Annotated in this window: 14 protein-coding genes; 3 read left to right on the plus strand and 11 right to left on the minus strand. The window is 68.3% G+C overall.

All coding sequences use genetic code 11. The features are described from left to right. Window position 1: 1 nt before the first annotated feature. Genes ACFFGN_RS12955 through ACFFGN_RS12975 form a run of 5 tightly spaced genes read right to left on the minus strand, consistent with a single transcriptional unit; the run spans window position 2 to window position 4,485 of the window. Window positions 2-751 (minus strand): SDR family oxidoreductase, encoded by a 750-nt coding sequence (locus tag ACFFGN_RS12955; RefSeq protein WP_380046905.1) that lies wholly within the window; start codon window positions 749-751, stop codon window positions 2-4. Window positions 752-761: 10 nt separating this feature from the next. Further along, window positions 762-1,445, minus strand: coding sequence for a histidine phosphatase family protein (locus tag ACFFGN_RS12960; protein WP_380046907.1), 684 nt, complete (start codon window positions 1,443-1,445; stop codon window positions 762-764). Then, window positions 1,446-2,480, minus strand: coding sequence for a phosphotransferase family protein (locus tag ACFFGN_RS12965; protein WP_380046909.1), 1,035 nt, complete (start codon window positions 2,478-2,480; stop codon window positions 1,446-1,448). After that, window positions 2,477-3,256, minus strand: a complete 780-nt coding sequence (locus ACFFGN_RS12970) for an SDR family NAD(P)-dependent oxidoreductase (RefSeq protein WP_380046911.1) — start codon at window positions 3,254-3,256, stop codon at window positions 2,477-2,479. The genes ACFFGN_RS12965 and ACFFGN_RS12970 overlap by 4 nt, the downstream gene beginning before the upstream one ends. After that, the gene (locus tag ACFFGN_RS12975; RefSeq protein ID WP_380046913.1) at window positions 3,253-4,485 is read right to left on the minus strand and encodes an acyl-CoA dehydrogenase family protein; all 1,233 of its coding nucleotides are present in this window, start codon (window positions 4,483-4,485) and stop codon (window positions 3,253-3,255) included. The genes ACFFGN_RS12970 and ACFFGN_RS12975 overlap by 4 nt, the downstream gene beginning before the upstream one ends. Before the next feature lie 92 nt (window positions 4,486-4,577). Here ACFFGN_RS12975 and ACFFGN_RS12980 point away from each other — a divergent pair, with 92 nt between their 5' ends. Next, window positions 4,578-5,156, plus strand: a complete 579-nt coding sequence (locus tag ACFFGN_RS12980; RefSeq protein ID WP_380046915.1) for a TetR/AcrR family transcriptional regulator — start codon at window positions 4,578-4,580, stop codon at window positions 5,154-5,156. 159 nt (window positions 5,157-5,315) lie between these two features. Here the strand turns inward: ACFFGN_RS12980 and ACFFGN_RS12985 are convergent, their stop codons facing one another. From ACFFGN_RS12985 to ACFFGN_RS13010, 6 genes are all read right to left on the minus strand, one after another. After that, window positions 5,316-8,165, minus strand: coding sequence for an AfsR/SARP family transcriptional regulator (locus ACFFGN_RS12985; protein ID WP_380046917.1), 2,850 nt, complete (start codon window positions 8,163-8,165; stop codon window positions 5,316-5,318). 154 nt (window positions 8,166-8,319) lie between these two features. Beyond that, entirely contained in the window at window positions 8,320-9,882 is a 1,563-nt protein-coding gene (locus ACFFGN_RS12990; RefSeq protein ID WP_380046919.1) for an alkaline phosphatase D family protein, read from the minus strand. 71 nt (window positions 9,883-9,953) lie between these two features. Continuing rightward, window positions 9,954-10,571, minus strand: coding sequence for a hypothetical protein (locus tag ACFFGN_RS12995; protein ID WP_380046921.1), 618 nt, complete (start codon window positions 10,569-10,571; stop codon window positions 9,954-9,956). A 41-nt stretch (window positions 10,572-10,612) separates the two neighbouring features. Continuing rightward, entirely contained in the window at window positions 10,613-10,987 is a 375-nt protein-coding gene (locus ACFFGN_RS13000; protein WP_380046923.1) for a YciI family protein, read from the minus strand. A gap of 142 nt (window positions 10,988-11,129) precedes the next feature. Continuing rightward, a complete protein-coding gene (locus tag ACFFGN_RS13005; RefSeq protein ID WP_380046925.1) occupies window positions 11,130-11,780 on the minus strand; it encodes a TetR/AcrR family transcriptional regulator in 651 nt (216 codons plus the stop codon). Window positions 11,781-11,807: 27 nt separating this feature from the next. Next, window positions 11,808-13,268 (minus strand): CCA tRNA nucleotidyltransferase, encoded by a 1,461-nt coding sequence (locus tag ACFFGN_RS13010; RefSeq protein WP_380046927.1) that lies wholly within the window; start codon window positions 13,266-13,268, stop codon window positions 11,808-11,810. 24 nt (window positions 13,269-13,292) lie between these two features. On the opposite strand from ACFFGN_RS13010, the gene ACFFGN_RS13015 reads away from it, so the two are divergent. Both ACFFGN_RS13015 and murJ read left to right on the plus strand, forming a co-directional pair. Continuing rightward, the gene (locus tag ACFFGN_RS13015) at window positions 13,293-15,620 is read left to right on the plus strand and encodes a hypothetical protein (RefSeq protein WP_380046929.1); all 2,328 of its coding nucleotides are present in this window, start codon (window positions 13,293-13,295) and stop codon (window positions 15,618-15,620) included. Beyond that, entirely contained in the window at window positions 15,613-17,256 is a 1,644-nt protein-coding gene (murJ, locus tag ACFFGN_RS13020) for a murein biosynthesis integral membrane protein MurJ (protein WP_380046931.1), read from the plus strand. Before ACFFGN_RS13015 ends, murJ begins: the two co-directional genes overlap by 8 nt. Window positions 17,257-17,298 lie beyond the last annotated feature (42 nt).

The raw sequence follows: 17,298 nt of genomic DNA on the forward strand, positions 1-17,298 counted from the left end.
CTCAGATCATCCTCTTCACGATCGGCAGCGGCAGGAACCGCATCAGGTAGGAAATCGGCACGTAGGGCCAGGTCGGTACGTAGGCCTTGGCCTTCTCCTTGTTGATGGCGTCCACGATCGACCGTACGCCGGTCACCGTGTCGGTCATCAATGGCGCCTTGGCGACCCGATCGTTCATCTCGGAGGCGATATAGCCGGGATAAATCGCGCTGACCTTGATCGGCTTGCCGATCATTTCCATCCGCAGGCCTTCGGCGACCGCGGCGATGCCCGCCTTGCTGGCGGCGTACGCGGTGATGGTCTTCGGCATACCGCGCAGGGCCGACATCGAGGTGATCACCACCAGGTGACCCGCGTTGCGAGCCCGGAACAGCTCGAGCGCCGCCTCGCACTGGGCCGTCGCGGCGACCAGGTTGGTCATCAGGGTGTCGCGATTCGCGTCGAACCGGCCGGTGCCGAGCGGCGCGCCCTTGCCGATGCCGGCGTTCACGATGACCCGGTCGAGCCCGTCCAGCTCCTTGTCGAGCGACCGGAACACCTCGAACACCTGGTCATGGTCGTTCACGTCCAGCGTGCGCACCACCACGGTGATCGCCGGATAGGCCTTGAGCAGGTCGTCGCGCAGCTTCTCCAGCCGCTCGGTACGACGGGCGGTGAGCGCGAGGTTGTGCCCGTTGTCGGCGAACTGCCGGGCCATCTCCTCGCCCAGTCCCGAACTGGCCCCGGTGATCAGGATGTTGCGGCGACGCATGCGTAGTCCCCTATCGGTAGCTCAGTAGATCGGTGCCGTCCAGATGGCCGTGATCGTTGAAGCTGACGGCGGTCAGACCGCGCCGGCCGTCGACGAGCTTGGTGATACCGGTGTTGACCGTGACCGGGTTGAGCGTCAGCCACAGCTCGTCGGTGCCCGCGAACAACCGGCCGACCACCGCGGCGATCGGACCACCCGAGGTGACCACGAGCGCCGTCTGCCCCTTGTCGAGGCCCGCGGCGGTACGTCGTACCGCTGTCTCGGTCCGTTCGCAGAAGGCCTGGAACGATTCGGCGTAGCCCTCGCCGGTACTTCCGACCCACCGGGCCGTGGCGTCGGCGAACATCTCCTGGAAGGCGCGGGCCGGTTCCGGCGTCCGGGCCAGGTCGGCGAGCAGTACCGCGCGACGCTTGTACGCCGGTTTGTGCGCGACGATGACCTGGTCGTGGTCGAACTCGTTGAAGCCCTCGTCCACCGTGACCGGAGTGTCGATGCCCGCCGCAGCGAGGGCGATCCGCGCGGTCTTGGCGTGCCGCTGCATCGCGCCGGACACCACCAGGTCCGGCTTGATACCCCGCGCGGCCAGTGCCTCGCCGAGCCGGACGGCCTGCCGCTCACCTTGCGGTGACAACCGGTCATAGTCGCTTCGCCCGAATGACGCCTGCGCGTGCCGGACGAGGTACAGAACACTCACTTAGGCGCCTTTGGCAATTAATCGACGGCATCGCCGTTCGAGATAGTTGACCGGGAACCAAAGGCTTTTGAACCGCGGGTTCCGGGTCTGCTTGTGGTGGTAACGGTAATAGATCTGCTGGGCGATCACCGCCAGCCGGAACAAGCCGAACACCTCGTAGAACGTGCGATGCTCCGCGGTCAGACCGGTCCGCTCGCAGTAGTAGTCGATCACCTCGGCCCGGGTCAGCATGCCGGGCAGATGCGTGGGCTGGCGGCGGAACCGGCGGAACGCCCAGTCGTCGTCGGCCTGGACCCAGTAGGCGAGCGAACTGCCGAGGTCCATCAACGGATCGCCGAGCGTGGCCAGCTCCCAGTCGAGTACGCCGACCACCTTGGCCGGATCGTCCGGCGCGAGCACCACGTTGTCGAAGCGGAAGTCGTTGTGGATCACACAGATCCGGACATCGTCGGGCCGGTTCGCCTCGAGCCAGGCGATGACCTTCTCGAAGCTCGGCACGTTCCACGTTTTGGCCTTGCGGTAGCGACCGCTCCAGCCGGTTACCTGGCGTTCGACGTACCCTGCGCCACGGCCCAGATCCGTGAGGCCCGCCTGGTCCGGATCGACCTGGTGCAGTTCGATCAACGTGTCGATGACGGTATGGCAGAGCCTGCGGGTCTCCTCGGGCGTCAGGTCGACCCCGAGCTCGGAACGCGGGATGGTCCCGGCGATCCGCTCCATCACGTAGAACTCGGAGCCGATCAACGCCTCGTCGGGGCAATACGCGACCATGCCCGGCACGTATGGATACACCGGCGCCAAGGCCTGCTGGATCCGGAACTCCCGGCCCATGTCGTGCGCGCCCTTGGCCTTCGTACCAGCGGGTGGCCGGCGCAGGATCAGCTCCCGGCCGGGATAGCCCAGCAGATAGGTGAGGTTGGACGCGCCGCCGTGGAACTGCTGGATCTCCGGCAGACCGGCCGGCAGTTCGGTATGCCCGCGCAACCAGCCGTCCACCGCCTCGACGTCGAACGCGTCCTCGGTGCGGACCGTCATACCGAGCCCTCGGCCCGCTCCCTGGCCCGGCGGGCGATCTTGCGCATCTGACGGTCGTACAACGGGCGGGCGAACCGCTTCGTCCGCCAGGCCATCAACGCGGGCCGGTCCGGAATGATCAGGAACTGCTGTTTGCGGATGCCTTCCAGCACCACCTTGGCGATGCCGTCGGCCGTGCGCGGGGACTTCTCGATCAGGCGCCGGGCCACGCTGTTCATCTCGGCGTCGTCGCCCTGGATCGAGTCGGCCAGATTGGTCTTGAAGAACGACGGGCAGACCACGGACACGGTCACGCCGTACGGATGCAGCTCGTGCGAGAGGGTCTCGCTGAGCGCGACCACGCCCGCCTTGACCGTGTTGTACGAGCTCATCATCGGCGGATGGACCAGGCCCGCGGCCGAGGCGGTGTTGACGATGTGCCCGGACCGCTGGTCCTTGAACATCGGCGCGAACGCGCGGCAACCCCGGACCACGCCCATCAGGTTGATGTCGACGACCCGGTCCCAGGCGGCGAGCGACTCGACGTCGATCCGCCCACCGGTGGCGATGCCCGCGTTGTTGATCAGCAGGTCGAGGCCACCCCAGTGTTCGGAACACCACGCGGCGGCCTTGTCCCAGTCGGCGGCGCTGCGTACGTCGAGCTGCAGGTACGGCGTATCGTCCGGGCCTTCCGCGGCGACGTCCGTGCGCAGCACTTGGTGGCCGGAGGCAAGCAGTTGCCGGACCAGCGCGTCGCCCAGGCCGGACGAACCACCGGTGACAAGGACCCTGTTCACTGTTCCTCCCGCGGGTACTTCGCCAGCTCGAGCTTGGCGATCACTCCACGGTGCACCTCATCCGGCCCATCCGCCAGCCGCAGCGCCCGCGCCGCCGTCCACGCGGCCGCGAGCGGGAAGTCGTCGGACAGCCCGCCACCACCGTGCAGCTGGATCGCCATGTCGATCACGTCCTGCGCCATCCGCGGCACGGCCACCTTGATCTGGCTGACCTCGCTCAACGCACCCGCGAGACCTTGGGTGTCCAGCAGGTACGCCGTCTGCAGCACCAGCAGGCGGGCCTGGTTGATCGCGATCCGCGCGTCGGCGATGCGCTCGCGGTTGCCGCCGAGATTGACCAGGGGCTTTCCGAACGCCGTACGACTCGTACCGCGCTCGAGCGCCAGTTCCAGGGACTTCTCCGCGAGGCCGATCAGCCGCATGCAGTGGTGGACCCGGCCCGGGCCCAGTCGGCCCTGGGCGATCTCGAAGGCGCGGCCCGGACCGGCCAGGATGTTCGCGACGGGCACGCGTACGTTTTCGAAGTTGACCTCGCCATGGCCGTACGGCTCGTCGTACCGGCTCATGGCCGGGAGCAGCCGCTCGACGGTGACGCCGGGGGTGTCGCGCGGGACCAGCACCATCGTGTGGCGCGCGTAGCGATGGGCCTCGGGATCGGTGAGGCCCATGAAGATGAGGATCTTGCAGTCGGGATTGCCGACGCCGGTGCTCCACCACTTGCGGCCGTTGATCACCACCTCGTCACCCTCGACGATGGCGGTGGCGGCCATGTTGGTGGCGTCGGAGGACGCGACGCCGGGCTCGGTCATGCAGAACGCGGAGCGGATCGTGCCGGCCAGCAAGGGTTCCAGCCAGGCGGCCTTCTGCTCGGCACTGCCGTAACGCAGCAGCACCTCCATGTTGCCGGTGTCGGGCGCGTTGCAGTTGAACACGTACGGCGCGATGAACGAGCGGCCGGTCAGCTCGGCGATGGGCGCGTAGTCGAGATTCGCGAAACCTTCGCCGTACTGCTCGTTGCCCTCTTCGGCCTTCGGCAGGAACAGGTTCCACAAACCCTGCTTACGGGCTTTCGCCTGCAGTTCGGCCATCAGCGGCTGCGGCTGCCACGGGTCGTCGGCCTTGCTGATCGCCTGGTGCATCGCGGCCTCGACCGGCTCGATCTCGGTCCGGATGAACTCGTCGGCCTTGCCGATCAGCTCCTGGGCCCGCGTGGACGGTTCGAAACCCATGCCTTCACTCCTCAGCTCTCGGCCCCTGCTGCCCGGGGTTCTCAGCCAGCCTGACATTGACGGTAGCGGCTTGTTGAGCAATGCTCAATAGCGTGGCACAGCGACTGACGGCCGAGGACCGGCGTAAACAGCTGGTGGGCATCGGCCTGCGCATGTTGCGGACCCGGCCGATCCACGAGCTCTCGGTGGACGCCGTCGCCGAAGAGGCCGGTATCTCCCGCACGCTGCTGTTCCACTACTTCCCGAGCAAGCGCGACTTCTACGTCGCCGTGATCAGCGCGGCCGGCCGGCGCCTGCTCCGGGTCACCGCGCCCGATCCGTCGCTGCCCGCCGACGAACAACTCGTGCAGATGCTGACGGCCTACGCGGCGTTCGTGCATCGGCGGCGCGCGTCGTACATCTCGTTCGTCCGGGGCGCCGCGGGTGGCGACGTCTACGTCGTCGAGGTGTACGACGAAACCCGGGCCGCTCTGACCGACCGGGTCCTTGGCCTGCTCGGCGTGACCTCACCGCCAGATCCGACCGTCCGCCTCCGCGTGCACGCGTGGCTCGCCTACGTCGAGGACCTCTTCATCGAATGGTCAGGCCTCCCCGCCCCCGACCGCCCCGGCACCCCCGAAGACCTCGTCACCCACGCGGTAACCACCCTGCACACCCTCGTGACGGTCTGACTCCCCCTTCTTGTCACGAGAAGGGGCGTTCAGTGAAGTGCCAGTGGTTTGTCATCGGGGTGGCGCAGGGTGGTGGTGCACGCTGCTACCACTAGGGGGAATTGCATGCGATCTCGGGGCGACAACGAAGAGCCGGTCATCGTCGTGGTGGGGTGGTAGTCAGAGCCACTTCAGCGGACGCGGTATTCCCGGCTGGGGATCCCGCAGGATGGCGCGGACCTCGTCGGCGGTGAGCGCCCGCAGGTCCTGCAGGATCGCGAGCGCTTCGCGTTGCCGCTCCCGGCCGGGACGACCGAGGGCGAGCAAGGCCGTACCGAGCCGCCAGAGACAGCCCGCCTCGGCCATCTGGTCGGAGGCGGACCGCAACAGCCTGAGCGCGCGCTCGAACAGCGGCACCGCCCGGGCCGCGTCTCCGCGCCGGTGGTGCAGTTCGGCGATGCTGGCCAGCACCATGCCCTCGTTCTCGGCGTCACCGAGGCTGTGGAAAAGCGCGAGCGACTGACGCTGATTGCCCAGCGCCTCCTCGAAGGCGCCTTGCTCGGTCAGCACCACCGCGATCACGTGCAGCATGTGCGCCTCACCGAACGGATCGCCCTGTTCGCGCCGGATCGCCAGCGCCTCCCGGTGAAAGGTGACGGCCTCGTCCAGCCGGCCGCGCATCGCCGCGACCGCGCCCAGGCCGAACAGCATGTGGCCCTGCTGGGTCCGGTCCCCCACTCGCCGCCAGCGATCCAGGGCCGACTCGAAGTGCGCGACGGCCTCGTCGAGTTGACCGGTCAGCCGGTACGACCGGGCCAGGTCGGCGTGGGCGAGCGCGATCACCGGGGTGCGGCCGTCAGCCCGGGCCACGTCGAGAATCAGCTGGTTGATCGGGACCAGCTCGCGCCAGAAATGCCGTATGTTGCCCAGGCCATTGAGCGCCGCCGCGAGTCCGATCGCGAGCTCCGGGCCGTCGTCGGGCGCGGCCGCCGCCTGCCGGGTGATGGCCAGCAGGTTGCCCACCTCGGCTCCGAGCCAGGCGGAGGCGTCGGGTCTACCGGTGAGCTCGGTCCCGGCCCGGGTGAGCTTCTCCTGGGCCAGACCCGCACGACGGCGGCTGGCCCCGTCGTACACGAGTGCGCCGGTCGCGATGCGGATGGTGGCCAAGTAGTGGTGGAGCGCGCGTCGTACGGCGGCTGCGCGATCCGGCTCGGGTAGTTCCTCCCAGGCGAGTTCACGGGCGTAGAGCCGGACCAGGTCGTGGATCTCGAACCGGTCGGGCCCAAGGGCTTGGAGTAGTTGCGCGCCCACGAGCACATCCAGGTCGTGCTCGATCTCTTCCTCGGGCCGATCCGCCAGTGCCGCGACTACGGCCACGCTGAGGTTCGGCGTCTCCAGAAGGCCTAGCAGCGGGAACAACCCGGCAGCAGACCGTCCACCCCGTCGTACGTCGCGGCGGAGCTGGTCGAGGCTCAAGGTGAAGCTGGCCCGTACGGCGAGATCGGCGTGCTCCAGTTCGTCCAGGCGTCGGTGCGCTCTGCCGAGCCGTTTGGCGAACAAGGCCGGCGTCCAGTCGTCACGCGCGGCTAGGCGGGCTCCCGCGATGCTGATCGCCAGTGGCAGGCATCCGCAGAGGCGAACGATGTCGAGCGATGCGGCCGTGTCGATGCCGACCCGTTCGGAACCGGCGAGGCGGCTCAGCAGGTCGACGCCTTCGGCCTCCCCGAGGGCGTTCAGCCTCACGTGGGTGGCGCCATCGAGCGCGGTCAGGACGTCCCGGCTGGTGATGAGGACAGCGCAGCCCGGACCACCCGGCAGCAGCGGCCTAACCTGCGCGGCGTCGACGGCGTCGTCCAGGACGATCAGGAGGCGTCGGCCCGCGGTAAGGGTTCGGAACCGGGCCGTGGCCTCTTCGGTGCCTGTCGGTAGGCCCGCGCCTCGGTCGCCGACTGCCCGCAGGAGCCGGTCCAGGACCTCGTCCGCGGTCAAGGGGGCCACGCCCGGCGTAGCGCCGTGGAGGTTCACGTAGAGCTGGCCGTCGGGGAACTCCTCGGCGACGCCTCTTGCCACCTCCACGGCAAGCGACGACTTCCCGATGCCACCGACGCCGTTGATCGCGATGACCGTCAGGCGATCCCCTTCGCGGCTGGCGCGCAGGAGGTTCGAGATCTTCGTGAGTTCGGCATGCCGTCCGACGAAGGTGGCTATTCCTGCGGGTAGTTCGGCCGGCCTCGGCTCGCGTGCGGGCGGTAGAGCCGGTGAAGCCGGTGTGGCCGCGCTTGACGACGGGAGGTCCAGAGCGACGTCGCCACGCAGGATGTCGAGCTCCAACCGGCGCAGGTCATGCCCGGGCTCCAGACCGAGTTCGGCCCGGACCAGCTCCCGTCCTTCGCGGTAGACCTGCAACGCGTCTGCCCGGCGTCCAGACCGATAGAGCGCCAGCATCAACTGGTAGCGGAAGCGATCTCGTAGCGGATGTCTGGCCGACAAGGCGGTCAGTTCGGGGATCGACCGGGTATGCCGTCCTAAGGCCAGTTCGGCGTCGAACCGGTGTTCCAGCGTCTCCAGGCGCATCTCTTCCAGCCGGGCGGCCTCTTCGCGGATCAGCCCGAACTCGTTCAGACCGGCGAAGGCCTCACCCCGCCAGAGATCCAGCGCCTCCTGCCAGAGCTTGGCCGCGTCCTCGGTCATCCCGGCATCCATCGCCTGCCGGGCGGAGGTCGTAGCCGCCTCGAACCGGTGAACGTCCAGCTCGCCTGGTTCGACCAGCAGGGTGTACCCGGCGGCCGCGTGGTTGATCACCGTGTCGCTGCCGAGGGCCTTCCGTAGCCGGTAGACGTACACCTGCAGGCTGTTGCGCGCCGTGGCCGGCGGATCGTCCGGCCAGAGCAGATCGATCAGCAGGTCGGTCGAGACGGCCTGGTTCGGCCGGCAGAGCAGAGCCGCCGTGACGACATGCTGCTTACCGCCGAGCGGTATCCGCCCGGCGGCACCCTCGACCTCGACCGGTCCGAGCACTGCGTACCGCATTCGCCTCCGGTGCCTGTAGCCACTGGCCGCGCACGGGCGGCTCTGGTGAGACTACCCAGCGAGACGGCCCAGTGGCTCCCGCTTAGGCCGCATGCGAGTGGCGGCGGCGCGGAGGCGTCCGGAGTTTCGTTATCCCGCTCACGGCCGCGCAAGGTCAGAGCACTTCGAGAGTGGAAGAACCTCGCGCCGTTCTAACCCGATAGCTAGTGCTCACACCCGCGTCCGGGGTCAATTTGCCAACTTGCCGATAGGACAACACCGCCTCGGTCTGGGAGGCCTCCAGTACGCCGTACCCGTGCTGGCGCATGTCGACCAGCTTGAGGTGCGGGTTGTGCCCTAGGCGGTTCTGCTCCTCGGTCCGGGCGCCACCCGCGCCCTTGACGTCACCCGTGTTCGTCGACGAGACGGACGGTACGACGAACTCCACGCCGGCTCGTCGCGTTCCACCCGGGCTGCCCGGCGTACCCGGGGCGAAGCCGGTGTTCCATAGTTCGCCCGCGAAGGTGTCGTGGTCATCGCCTGTCACGACTACGAAGTCGGAGACACGTTCAGCCGCCAGGGAAAGCAACTCGGACCGCTCGGCGCCGTAGCCGTCCCAGGTGTCCATGTAGGCCCGTTCGCCTGCGGAGCCGGTGACCATGCCCATCAACATCGTGGGATTCGCCAGCACCTTCCAGCGGGCTCCCGAGCTTCGGAGGCCGTCCTTGAGCCAGGTCTTCTGCGAGGCGCCGAGCAACGTACGGCCCGGGGTGTCCGCCTCCGCGCACACCAGGGCGCTCCCGTCGTCGCAGGGCTGGTCGGCCTTGTACTGGCGGCCATCGATCGCGAACAGCTCCACCGTCCGGCCGAGCTTCAGCGAACGGTAGATGCGCGTCATGTCGTCGGGGTAGTACCGCGGCACCGGCATCCGTTCGAACCAGGCATGCCAGGCGGCGCTGCGCTTCTCCTTGAAGAACAGCTCGGGCAGGGACCAGTTGTCGACGGTGTAGTTGTTCCTGAACTCATGGTCGTCCCAGAGCGGCAGGAACGCGTGCTGCTGGTGCATGGCCCGCAGGTTCGGATCAGCCCGGTACGCCGTGTACTTCGCGCGCATGGCGGGTAAAGCCTGCGGATAGAGGTTGAGGTCGATCCCTCGCACTCCAGGCACGGTGGCCTCGTAGACGTAGTCCCCCAGGCATACGACCAAGTCGAGGTCTTCCTGCGCCAAGTGCCGGTGGGTGGCGTAGTAACCCTCGGTGAAGCCCTGACAGGTGAAGAAGCCGATCCGCACCGGCTGGTTCGAATCAGCCGGGCGTAGCGTCTGGAACCGCCCAACTGGCGAGACCGTGTCCTGCCCCCGGAACTGGTAGAAGTACTCGCCGCCGGCCGGGAGGTTCGCCGCCTGGAAGTGGATACAACCGTCCCACTGCTTCTTCGCGATGACCGTCTCGACGATCACCGGGCGGGACAGGTCGCGATGCGGCGACACCACGATCGCCAGCTCGGCGTCGCCCTCGAACAGCCCGCGCGGCACTCGCGTCCACAACGTCGCGCCGTCCGTACGCGGTACACCCGCCATCACGCCTTCGGGAAAGGCCGCCCCGCGCACGAGCGTGGCCGACGCGTCGGCCGCCGTACGCAACAGCGGGGCACCACTGGCCGGCCACGCCGGCACCACGGCAGTCGCTCCAGCGGCGCCGAGCGCCCCAAGCACGGTCCTACGCCTCAGCTCAACCATGCCGACGATAATGAAAGAATTTCATTAACAACGGAAGACCTCAGCGCGACCAATCGGCCACGGACCGTTAACTAGGCCGGAAGGTCGAGGACCAGTCGGTCGCCTTCGGGGTGGAAGCCGACCTTGCGCAGGTACGACGCCGCGCCGCGCATTCGTGGCGGCGCGAGCACCTGGCGGAAGCCGTGATCGGTGAAGGCGTCGCTGCGCCGGTAGACGAACTCGCCCGGCGTGAAGTCGCGGTACTCCGGCAGCACGTAGTCCAGGTCGATCTGGGCCCGGCCGTCACCGGCGTCATGCGCGAGCACCACGCCTACGGTCCGCTCACCCCGCTGGACCAGGAACGCATACGGGCTGTCGGTCGGCCGGAAGCCCGGGTTGAACCGGCTGATGTCCTTGTGGTGCGCGGTGAGCACGTGCCCGAGATAGGTGTCGGCGCCATCCACCTCGAGCACGGCGTACTCGCCCTCGTCGTGGCGATGCCGCAGCATCCGCCACAGGTGCACCACGTTGATGACGGCGAGTACGGCGTTCATCCCGACCATCGGCCAGACCTGGATCGCCGCGTTGAAGCCGACCAGCACCACGCAGCCGATCAGGTTCAGCGCTCGCAACCGCAGGATCCGGGTCTGCAGCAGCGAGACGACCACCAGCGCCGATCCGCTCCACCCGATGATGCTCAAAATGTCCACGCCGTGAGATTAAGCCCTGGCCCGCCGCACACCGGTTATCGCTATGGCTGGTCGACCGCGTGGTGCTCGACGGAGTCGGGGAATCGATGCACCTCCTGCGGCCAGTCGAGCGCGACCGCAAGCCGGCCCGCCCAGTACCGCGCGGTTTCGTCGTCTGGAACCTCGACCACGCAGAAGCCGCCCAGGTGCTCCTTGCTCTCGACGTACGGCCCGTCGGTGAAGATCGGCTCGCCGTCCTGCGCCTTGACGCTGCACAGGATGCTCGAGGTGTCGAGACCTCCGTTGCCGAAGAGGAAGACACCCGCGGCCTCCATCTCGGCGACCACGGCTCGGCTGGCGTCGCCCTTCGCGTTCAGTTCGGCCAGCGTGTGGCCGGGCACCCATTCGTCGTTGAACGAGATCAGATATTGCGGCACTGTCGTCTCCTCTCAGGTCAGGACGGAAACCACCTCGTGATTTCCGGCCACGGCGGCCAGGACGGACGCCGTACACCCACTCCACGAACGGCAGCGCCTCGATCCGACACCTTCACGCGAACCAATGGCAAGAGCGGCCGGGTTACGGCGTGAAGGTGCGCGGCGCGGCGAGGCGGGCGTGGGCGGCGGCGCGCTCGCCGGGGTCGAGGGTGAACGCGATGAACAGCTGACGCAACGTCTCGGAGAGCAGCCGGACCGCCTCGGCGTGATCGCGCGGATCGGCCAGCTGGCGCAGGATGAACCCGTCGACGGCGGCGAGAAAGGCGACCGAGGCCCGTTCCGGTTCGGCCACGCCCAGAGTGGTGAGCACCGAGGTGGCCAGCCGTTCGAACCCTTCGAGCGCCTCCGCCACGGCCGCCCGCAGGGACGGATTGCGTGAGGCCTCCAGGTAGACCTCGTGATGCGAGATCGCGGCCTTCTTCGGCCGGGCCAGCATGAACGCGGCGAACAGGTCGGCCACGTCCACCAGCGAGTGGCTCTGGCTGAACAGGGCCGCCATCGCCGACTCGATCTCGGCGACCCGCGCCTGCAGATGCCGGGCGAGGGCTTGTTCGGTCAAGTCCTGGATCGAGGCGAAGAAGTACGTCGCGGTCGACGGCGGCAGGCCGGCCCGGATCGCGACCGCCCGGTGTGTGACGGATTTCCCGCCGCCCTCGCCGAGCAACTCGATCGCGGCGTCGAGCAGCGCGTCCCGGCGCTGCCGGCTCCGGGTCTGGATCGGTTCCGTACCCACCTGGTCAGTTTAAGGTCGAACGACCTGTCAGGACCGGGACGCCCACCAGGAGAGCAGTTCCTCGCGCGCCCGGTCCTCGCCGAGCGGTCCCTGGTCGAGCCGGAGCTCCATCAGGTACTTGTAGGCCTCGCCGACCTCGCGCCCAGGACCGATCTCCAGGATCGCCATGATCTGGTTACCGTCCAGGTCCGGCCGGATCGAGTCCAGCTCCTCCTGCTCCTGGAGGCGCGCGATGCGCTCCTCCAGGTCGTCGTACGCCGATCGCAACGCGTCGGCCTTGCGCCGGTTCCGCGTCGTACAGTCCGCTCGGGTGAGCACGTGCAGGCGGCTGAGCAGCTCGCCGGCGTCGCGCACATAGCGGCGTACGGCGGAGTCGGTCCACTCGCCGGTGCCGTAACCGTGGAAGCGCAGGTGCAACTCGACCAGCTTGCCGACCTGCTCGATCTGCTCGTTGCTGAAGCGCAGCGCCCGCATCCGCTTCTTCGTGAGCTTGGCGCCGACCACGTCGTGGTGGTGGAACGTGACCTTGCCCGCGCCCTCGAACCGCCGCGTCTTCGGCTTGCCGATGTCGTGCACCAGCGCGGCGAACCGGGTGACGAAGTCGGGTCCGTCCACGCCCAGCCGCGACTCCAGCTCGATCGCCTGGTCCAGCACGGTCAGCGAGTGCTGGTAGACGTCCTTGTGCCGGTGGTGCTCGTCCAGTTCGAGCCGCAACGCGGGCAGTTCCGGCAGCACGTGATCGGCGATACCGGTCGAGACCAGCAGGTCCAGCCCGATCCGTGGGTAGGGCGCGCAGACCAGCTTGATCAGCTCGTCACGAACCCGCTCGGCGGAGATGATCGTGATCCGCTCGGCCATCGTCGTCATCGCGCTGACCACGGCCGGATCCGGCGTGAAGGCCAACTGGGCGGCGAATCGGGCGGCCCGCATCATTCGCAACGGGTCGTCCGAGAACGACTCCTCGGCCGTACCGGGCGTACGCAGCACCTTGGCCGCGAGGTCCTCCAGCCCGCCGAAGGGGTCTACGAACTCGCGACCCGGCAGTTGCACCGCCATCGCGTTCACCGCGAAGTCCCGGCGGCGCAGATCGCCCTCGAGCGTGTCGCCGTACGAGACCTCGGGCTTGCGGGAGTCCGGGTCGTACGACTCGGAGCGGTAGGTGGTGATCTCCAGCACCCAGTCACCCTTGCGGCAGCCGATGGTGCCGAAGGCCTTGCCGATGTCCCAGACCGCGTCGGCCCAGCCGGCCAGCAGCTTCTCCACCGCGTCGGGCCGGGCGGACGTCGCGAAGTCCAGATCGTTGCTCAGCCGGTCGAGCAGCGCGTCCCGGACAGAGCCTCCGACAAGGGCGATTTCATGCCCGGCGGCCACGAATCGCGCGCCGAGTTCGTCGACCACCGGCGCGATCCTCAGCAGTGACTGGACGCCTTGCCGCTGTACAGCGGAGAGCGATCCGGCGAAGGGCGAGCGGTCGGCAGTGGGAGACACGGGAGTCTAGGTTACGGTGACCGCGTGTTCAGACGGGTACCGAGGCTCTCCACCGGGCTCTGCGCCGGGGTGGGAACCGGCCTCCTGATCGCCGCGTGGACGGCGGTCCCGCAGGCGACCGCCGCGCCGGTGGCCGACGAGCCCGCGGTGCGAATGACGATCGACTCGTTCCTGCCGGTGGCGCCGAAACCGGGCGATACCGTGAAAATCGCGGGCACCATCACCAACACCGGCACGGTTGCCCTGAGCAATCCCCAGGCACTGGCCTGCATCGATCACAAGCGCATGGACAGCCGGGCGGATCTCGCCACGCTTCCTCCCGACGGTGGGGCCTGCGACGGCTGGGACGACTCCACCGCCCGCCAGGCCTTCGAGGGGCCTCTGGCGCCGCAGGCCTCGGCACGGTTCACGCTGAGCGTGCCGTGGGACGAGTGGAAGATCAGCAAGAAGGCCGGCGTGTACGTCGTCGGCGCCTACCTGCGGGCGGATCTCGCCGACGGCCAGCGCGACACGGTTGGCAAGGCCCGGACGCTGATGCCGGTTGTGCCTGCCTCGACGACCATGCGCAAGGTCGACACCGCGATGGTGGTTCCACTGCGATTCCGGCCCACCCAGCTCGGTGGCGATCAGTTCTCCAGTGGAGCTCTCGCGGCGGCTCTCGGCCCCCAGGGCAAGCTCGGCCGCCAACTCCAGTCCGGGATCGCCAAGCCGGTCACCTGGCTGGCCGATCCCGGAGTGATCGATGACGCCAAGCGCATCGCAACCGGCTACCAGATCCGCGCCGCGGGCAACTCGACCTCACCGGGCCCCGACTCGCAGAACGCGACGGCCTGGCTGAAGAAGTTCGACGAAGCCCGCAAGCAGGACTCCGTCGTACTGCTGCCGTACGGCGACCCGGACGTGGACAGCCTGATCGGCAACGGCCTGACCTCACTCGTGTCGAAGTCCCGGGAGAAGACGTCGTTCTTCCGCTTCGACGGCGGTACGGCGCCCCGGTCCGGCCTGTGGCTCGAAACCGGCTCGGCCAACGACCGGAACCTCGCGAAGGGCTCGGCGGGCTTCCCGACGCAGCCGTCGAACATCGCCCTCGTACCGAGCTGGTCGTGGCCGGTGGAGGATCGGCCGGTTCTGACACCCAAGCCGTTCTTCAACGTCTCCACGCCGTCCGGCCCGGGGAAGACGGCCAAGACGGTCGTAGCCGACTCTGCCCTCGTCGCGGGTGGTCCGGACGCCGCGACGGCCACTTCGCCGATCCAGGTCCGCCAGCGGTTCGCGGCCGAGACGGCACTGCTGTCGCTCACGGCGCCGACGGGCCCGGTGAGCGCGGTGGCGCTGCCCTCGCGCTCTTTCGACTCCGACGGCCGGGGAACGCAGGTCCTGCTGCAGGGTCTCGACCTGCCCTGGATCAACGCAGTCACGCTCGACCAGATCACCACCGGCCAGCCGCGTGCCACCGCCGCGCCGTCGATGCCGCGAACCACCCCGGGCTTGAACGAGAGCCAGCTCCGGCAGATCCGCCAGTTCGACCGCCAGCTCCAGGTCTACGGCGCCCTGGTCACCAACCCGGCGCCGGCCGTCGAGCCGCTGCGCTTCCAGCTCCTGCGCGCCGGCTCCACCGCCTGGCGTGGCCGGCTTGTCGAGGCGCAGCGCTACCTGTCGTTCCAGGTCGGCACCGTGAACAACCAGGTCAACCGGGTGCACCTGGTCCGGCCTCCGAAGGCCCGGCAGATCAAGGTCACCCTGTCCGGCAGCAAGGGCACGTTCCCGCTGTCGGTGGTGAACGAGCTGGGCCAGTCGGCCAAGGTCGGCCTGAAGGTCTTCTCGGTGAACCGGTCCGACCTGAAGATCGCGCCGTCGAACGTGATCACGCTGCTGCCGAGGGGCAAGGGCACGTTCCACGTCCAGGCGACCGCCCAGCAGAACGGTTACATCCAGGCCAAGGTCCAGGTCGTCACCGCCGCCGGTGAACCGGTCGGACCGCCGCAGGACATCGTGATCGAGGCCGCCCAGTACGGCAACGTCGGCTGGGCGCTGGTCGCGGCCTCCGTCGCGCTGCTGTTCGGGGTGTCGCTGATCCGGATCTACCGCCGCATTCGCAAGGAGCGGCGCGACCGCGGCACACCACCACCGGATGACGCCAAGCCGGTGGAGCCCACGCCCGCGCCGGCGCCGGCTCCTGCCGACGACGCCAAGACCGTGACGCCCGAAGCGCCCACCACCGAACCAGTCACCGCGAACGAAACACCCGCGGTGAACGTCGTACCCGCCGAAGTGAAGCACCCGAACGACGTACCCGCAGACAGTGAGGCACCGGAGACGGTGCGAGAAGGAGCCGGTAGAACGGATGGCTGACCGCACCCTGCAGTCCGCGGCGGTGATGGCAGCGGGCACGGTGCTGTCGCGCCTGCTCGGCTTCGTCCGCATCTCGCTGCTCGCCGCGGCGATCGGCGTCGGCCTGCGCGCCGACATCTTCACCGTCGCCAACACGATCCCGAACAGCCTCTACATCCTGCTGGCCGGTGGCGTCTTCAACACCGTGCTGGTGCCGCAGCTGGTCCGGGCGATCAAGGAACACGACGACGGCGGCAGGGACTTCACGAACCGCCTGCTGACCGCGGGCTTTGTCGTCCTGGCCGTGCTGACGACCGCCTGCGTACTGCTGGCGCCCTTCATCGCGAACCTCTACATGCCGGATGAGCTGCAGCAGGCATCCCGGGCCGCGGAGCGCGCGGACATTCTCTTCTTCGTTCAGCTGTGCCTGCCGCAGATCTTCTTCTACGGCGCGTTCGTGCTGGTCGGCCAGGTACTGAACGCGAACCGCCGGTTCGGCCCGATGATGTGGGCGCCGATCGCGAACAACATCGTCGCCTGCCTGTCGATCGTCGCCTTCATGCTGATCTACGGCGTTGGTGGCGAGCCGGCGACGTACACCCAGTCCGAGCAGTTGCTCCTGGGCCTCGGTCACACCCTCGGCATCGCCGTACAACTCCTGGTGCTGCTTCCGTACCTGAGCGCCATCGGGCATCCGTACCGGCCGAAGTTCGGCCTGCGCAACACCGGTCTCGGGCGAACCGCCAAGCTCGGCGTGTGGACCCTGCTCTTCGTCGCGGTCAACCAGGTCACGCTGGTAGTGGTCACCAAACTGGCTCTCGCGGGTACGGCCGGGACCGAGGTCGAATCGGCGGCCAAGGCCGGTCTGTTCGCCTACACGACCGCCATGCTGATCATCCTGGTTCCGCACGGCATCGTGACGGTCTCACTCGCCACGGCGGCTCTACCGCAGATGTCGTCCCTGGCGGCGGACAAGGACGTCACGGAGGTCGCGAGGGTCTCGGCCCGCTCGATCCGCCAGACGCTCGCCATCGTCGTACCAGCGGCCGCGGCCATGCTTGCCTTCGCAGAGCCGATCACCTCGGTCATCGCCGAGTACGGCGCCGCCAAGGGCAAGACCGAACTGATGGCCTACACGTTGATGGCGCTGGCCCTAGGCCTGGTGCCGTTCACCGTGCAGTACTTCCAGCTCCGGACGTTCTACGCCTTCGAGGACACCCGGACCCCGTTCCTCCTCCAGGTCGGGATCGCCACGTTCAACATCACCGCGGCGCTCGTCGGCGTCCGGATGATCCTGACGGACCTGCGGTACAGCGGTGTCGCTCTGGCCGCCGCGTGGTCCCTCACGTACCTGGTCGGCGTACTGCTGTCCCGGGTCGCTTTGAGCCGTCGGGTGCCCCACGTCCACGGCGCAGGCTTCGCGCTGCCGATGCTCGCCATGATGATCGCGGCGGCCGTCGGCGCGGCGGTGGGCTGGGGCGGTCTGTATTTGCTGGGTATGGTGACCAACTGGAGTGGCCCACTGACGTCCGCGGTCAAGCTGGCCATCGCCGGTCTGCTGATGCTGCCGGTGTACGTCGGCCTGGCCCGGGTACTACGAATTCATGAGGTGACGGACCTGGTGACGATGGTCACCTCACGCCTGCGCCGTCGCTGAACCACGTCCGTAGAGGCGGGTCGTCTCCCGTTCCCGGCTGAC

Origin of the sequence: Kribbella deserti (genome assembly GCF_042434725.1) — a bacterium.
Taxonomy (GTDB): Bacteria; Actinomycetota; Actinomycetes; order Propionibacteriales; family Kribbellaceae; genus Kribbella; species Kribbella deserti.

Coding starts and splice junctions, on each gene's coding strand:
- ACFFGN_RS12955 (WP_380046905.1), bottom strand. CDS start 751: ATGCGTCGCCGCAACATCCTGATCACCGGGGCCAGTTCGGGACTGGGC.
- ACFFGN_RS12965 (WP_380046909.1), bottom strand. CDS start 2,480: ATGACGGTCCGCACCGAGGACGCGTTCGACGTCGAGGCGGTGGACGGC.
- ACFFGN_RS12975 (WP_380046913.1), bottom strand. CDS start 4,485: ATGGGTTTCGAACCGTCCACGCGGGCCCAGGAGCTGATCGGCAAGGCC.
- ACFFGN_RS12985 (WP_380046917.1), bottom strand. CDS start 8,165: ATGCGGTACGCAGTGCTCGGACCGGTCGAGGTCGAGGGTGCCGCCGGG.
- ACFFGN_RS12990 (WP_380046919.1), bottom strand. CDS start 9,882: ATGGTTGAGCTGAGGCGTAGGACCGTGCTTGGGGCGCTCGGCGCCGCT.
- murJ (WP_380046931.1), top strand. CDS start 15,613: ATGGCTGACCGCACCCTGCAGTCCGCGGCGGTGATGGCAGCGGGCACG.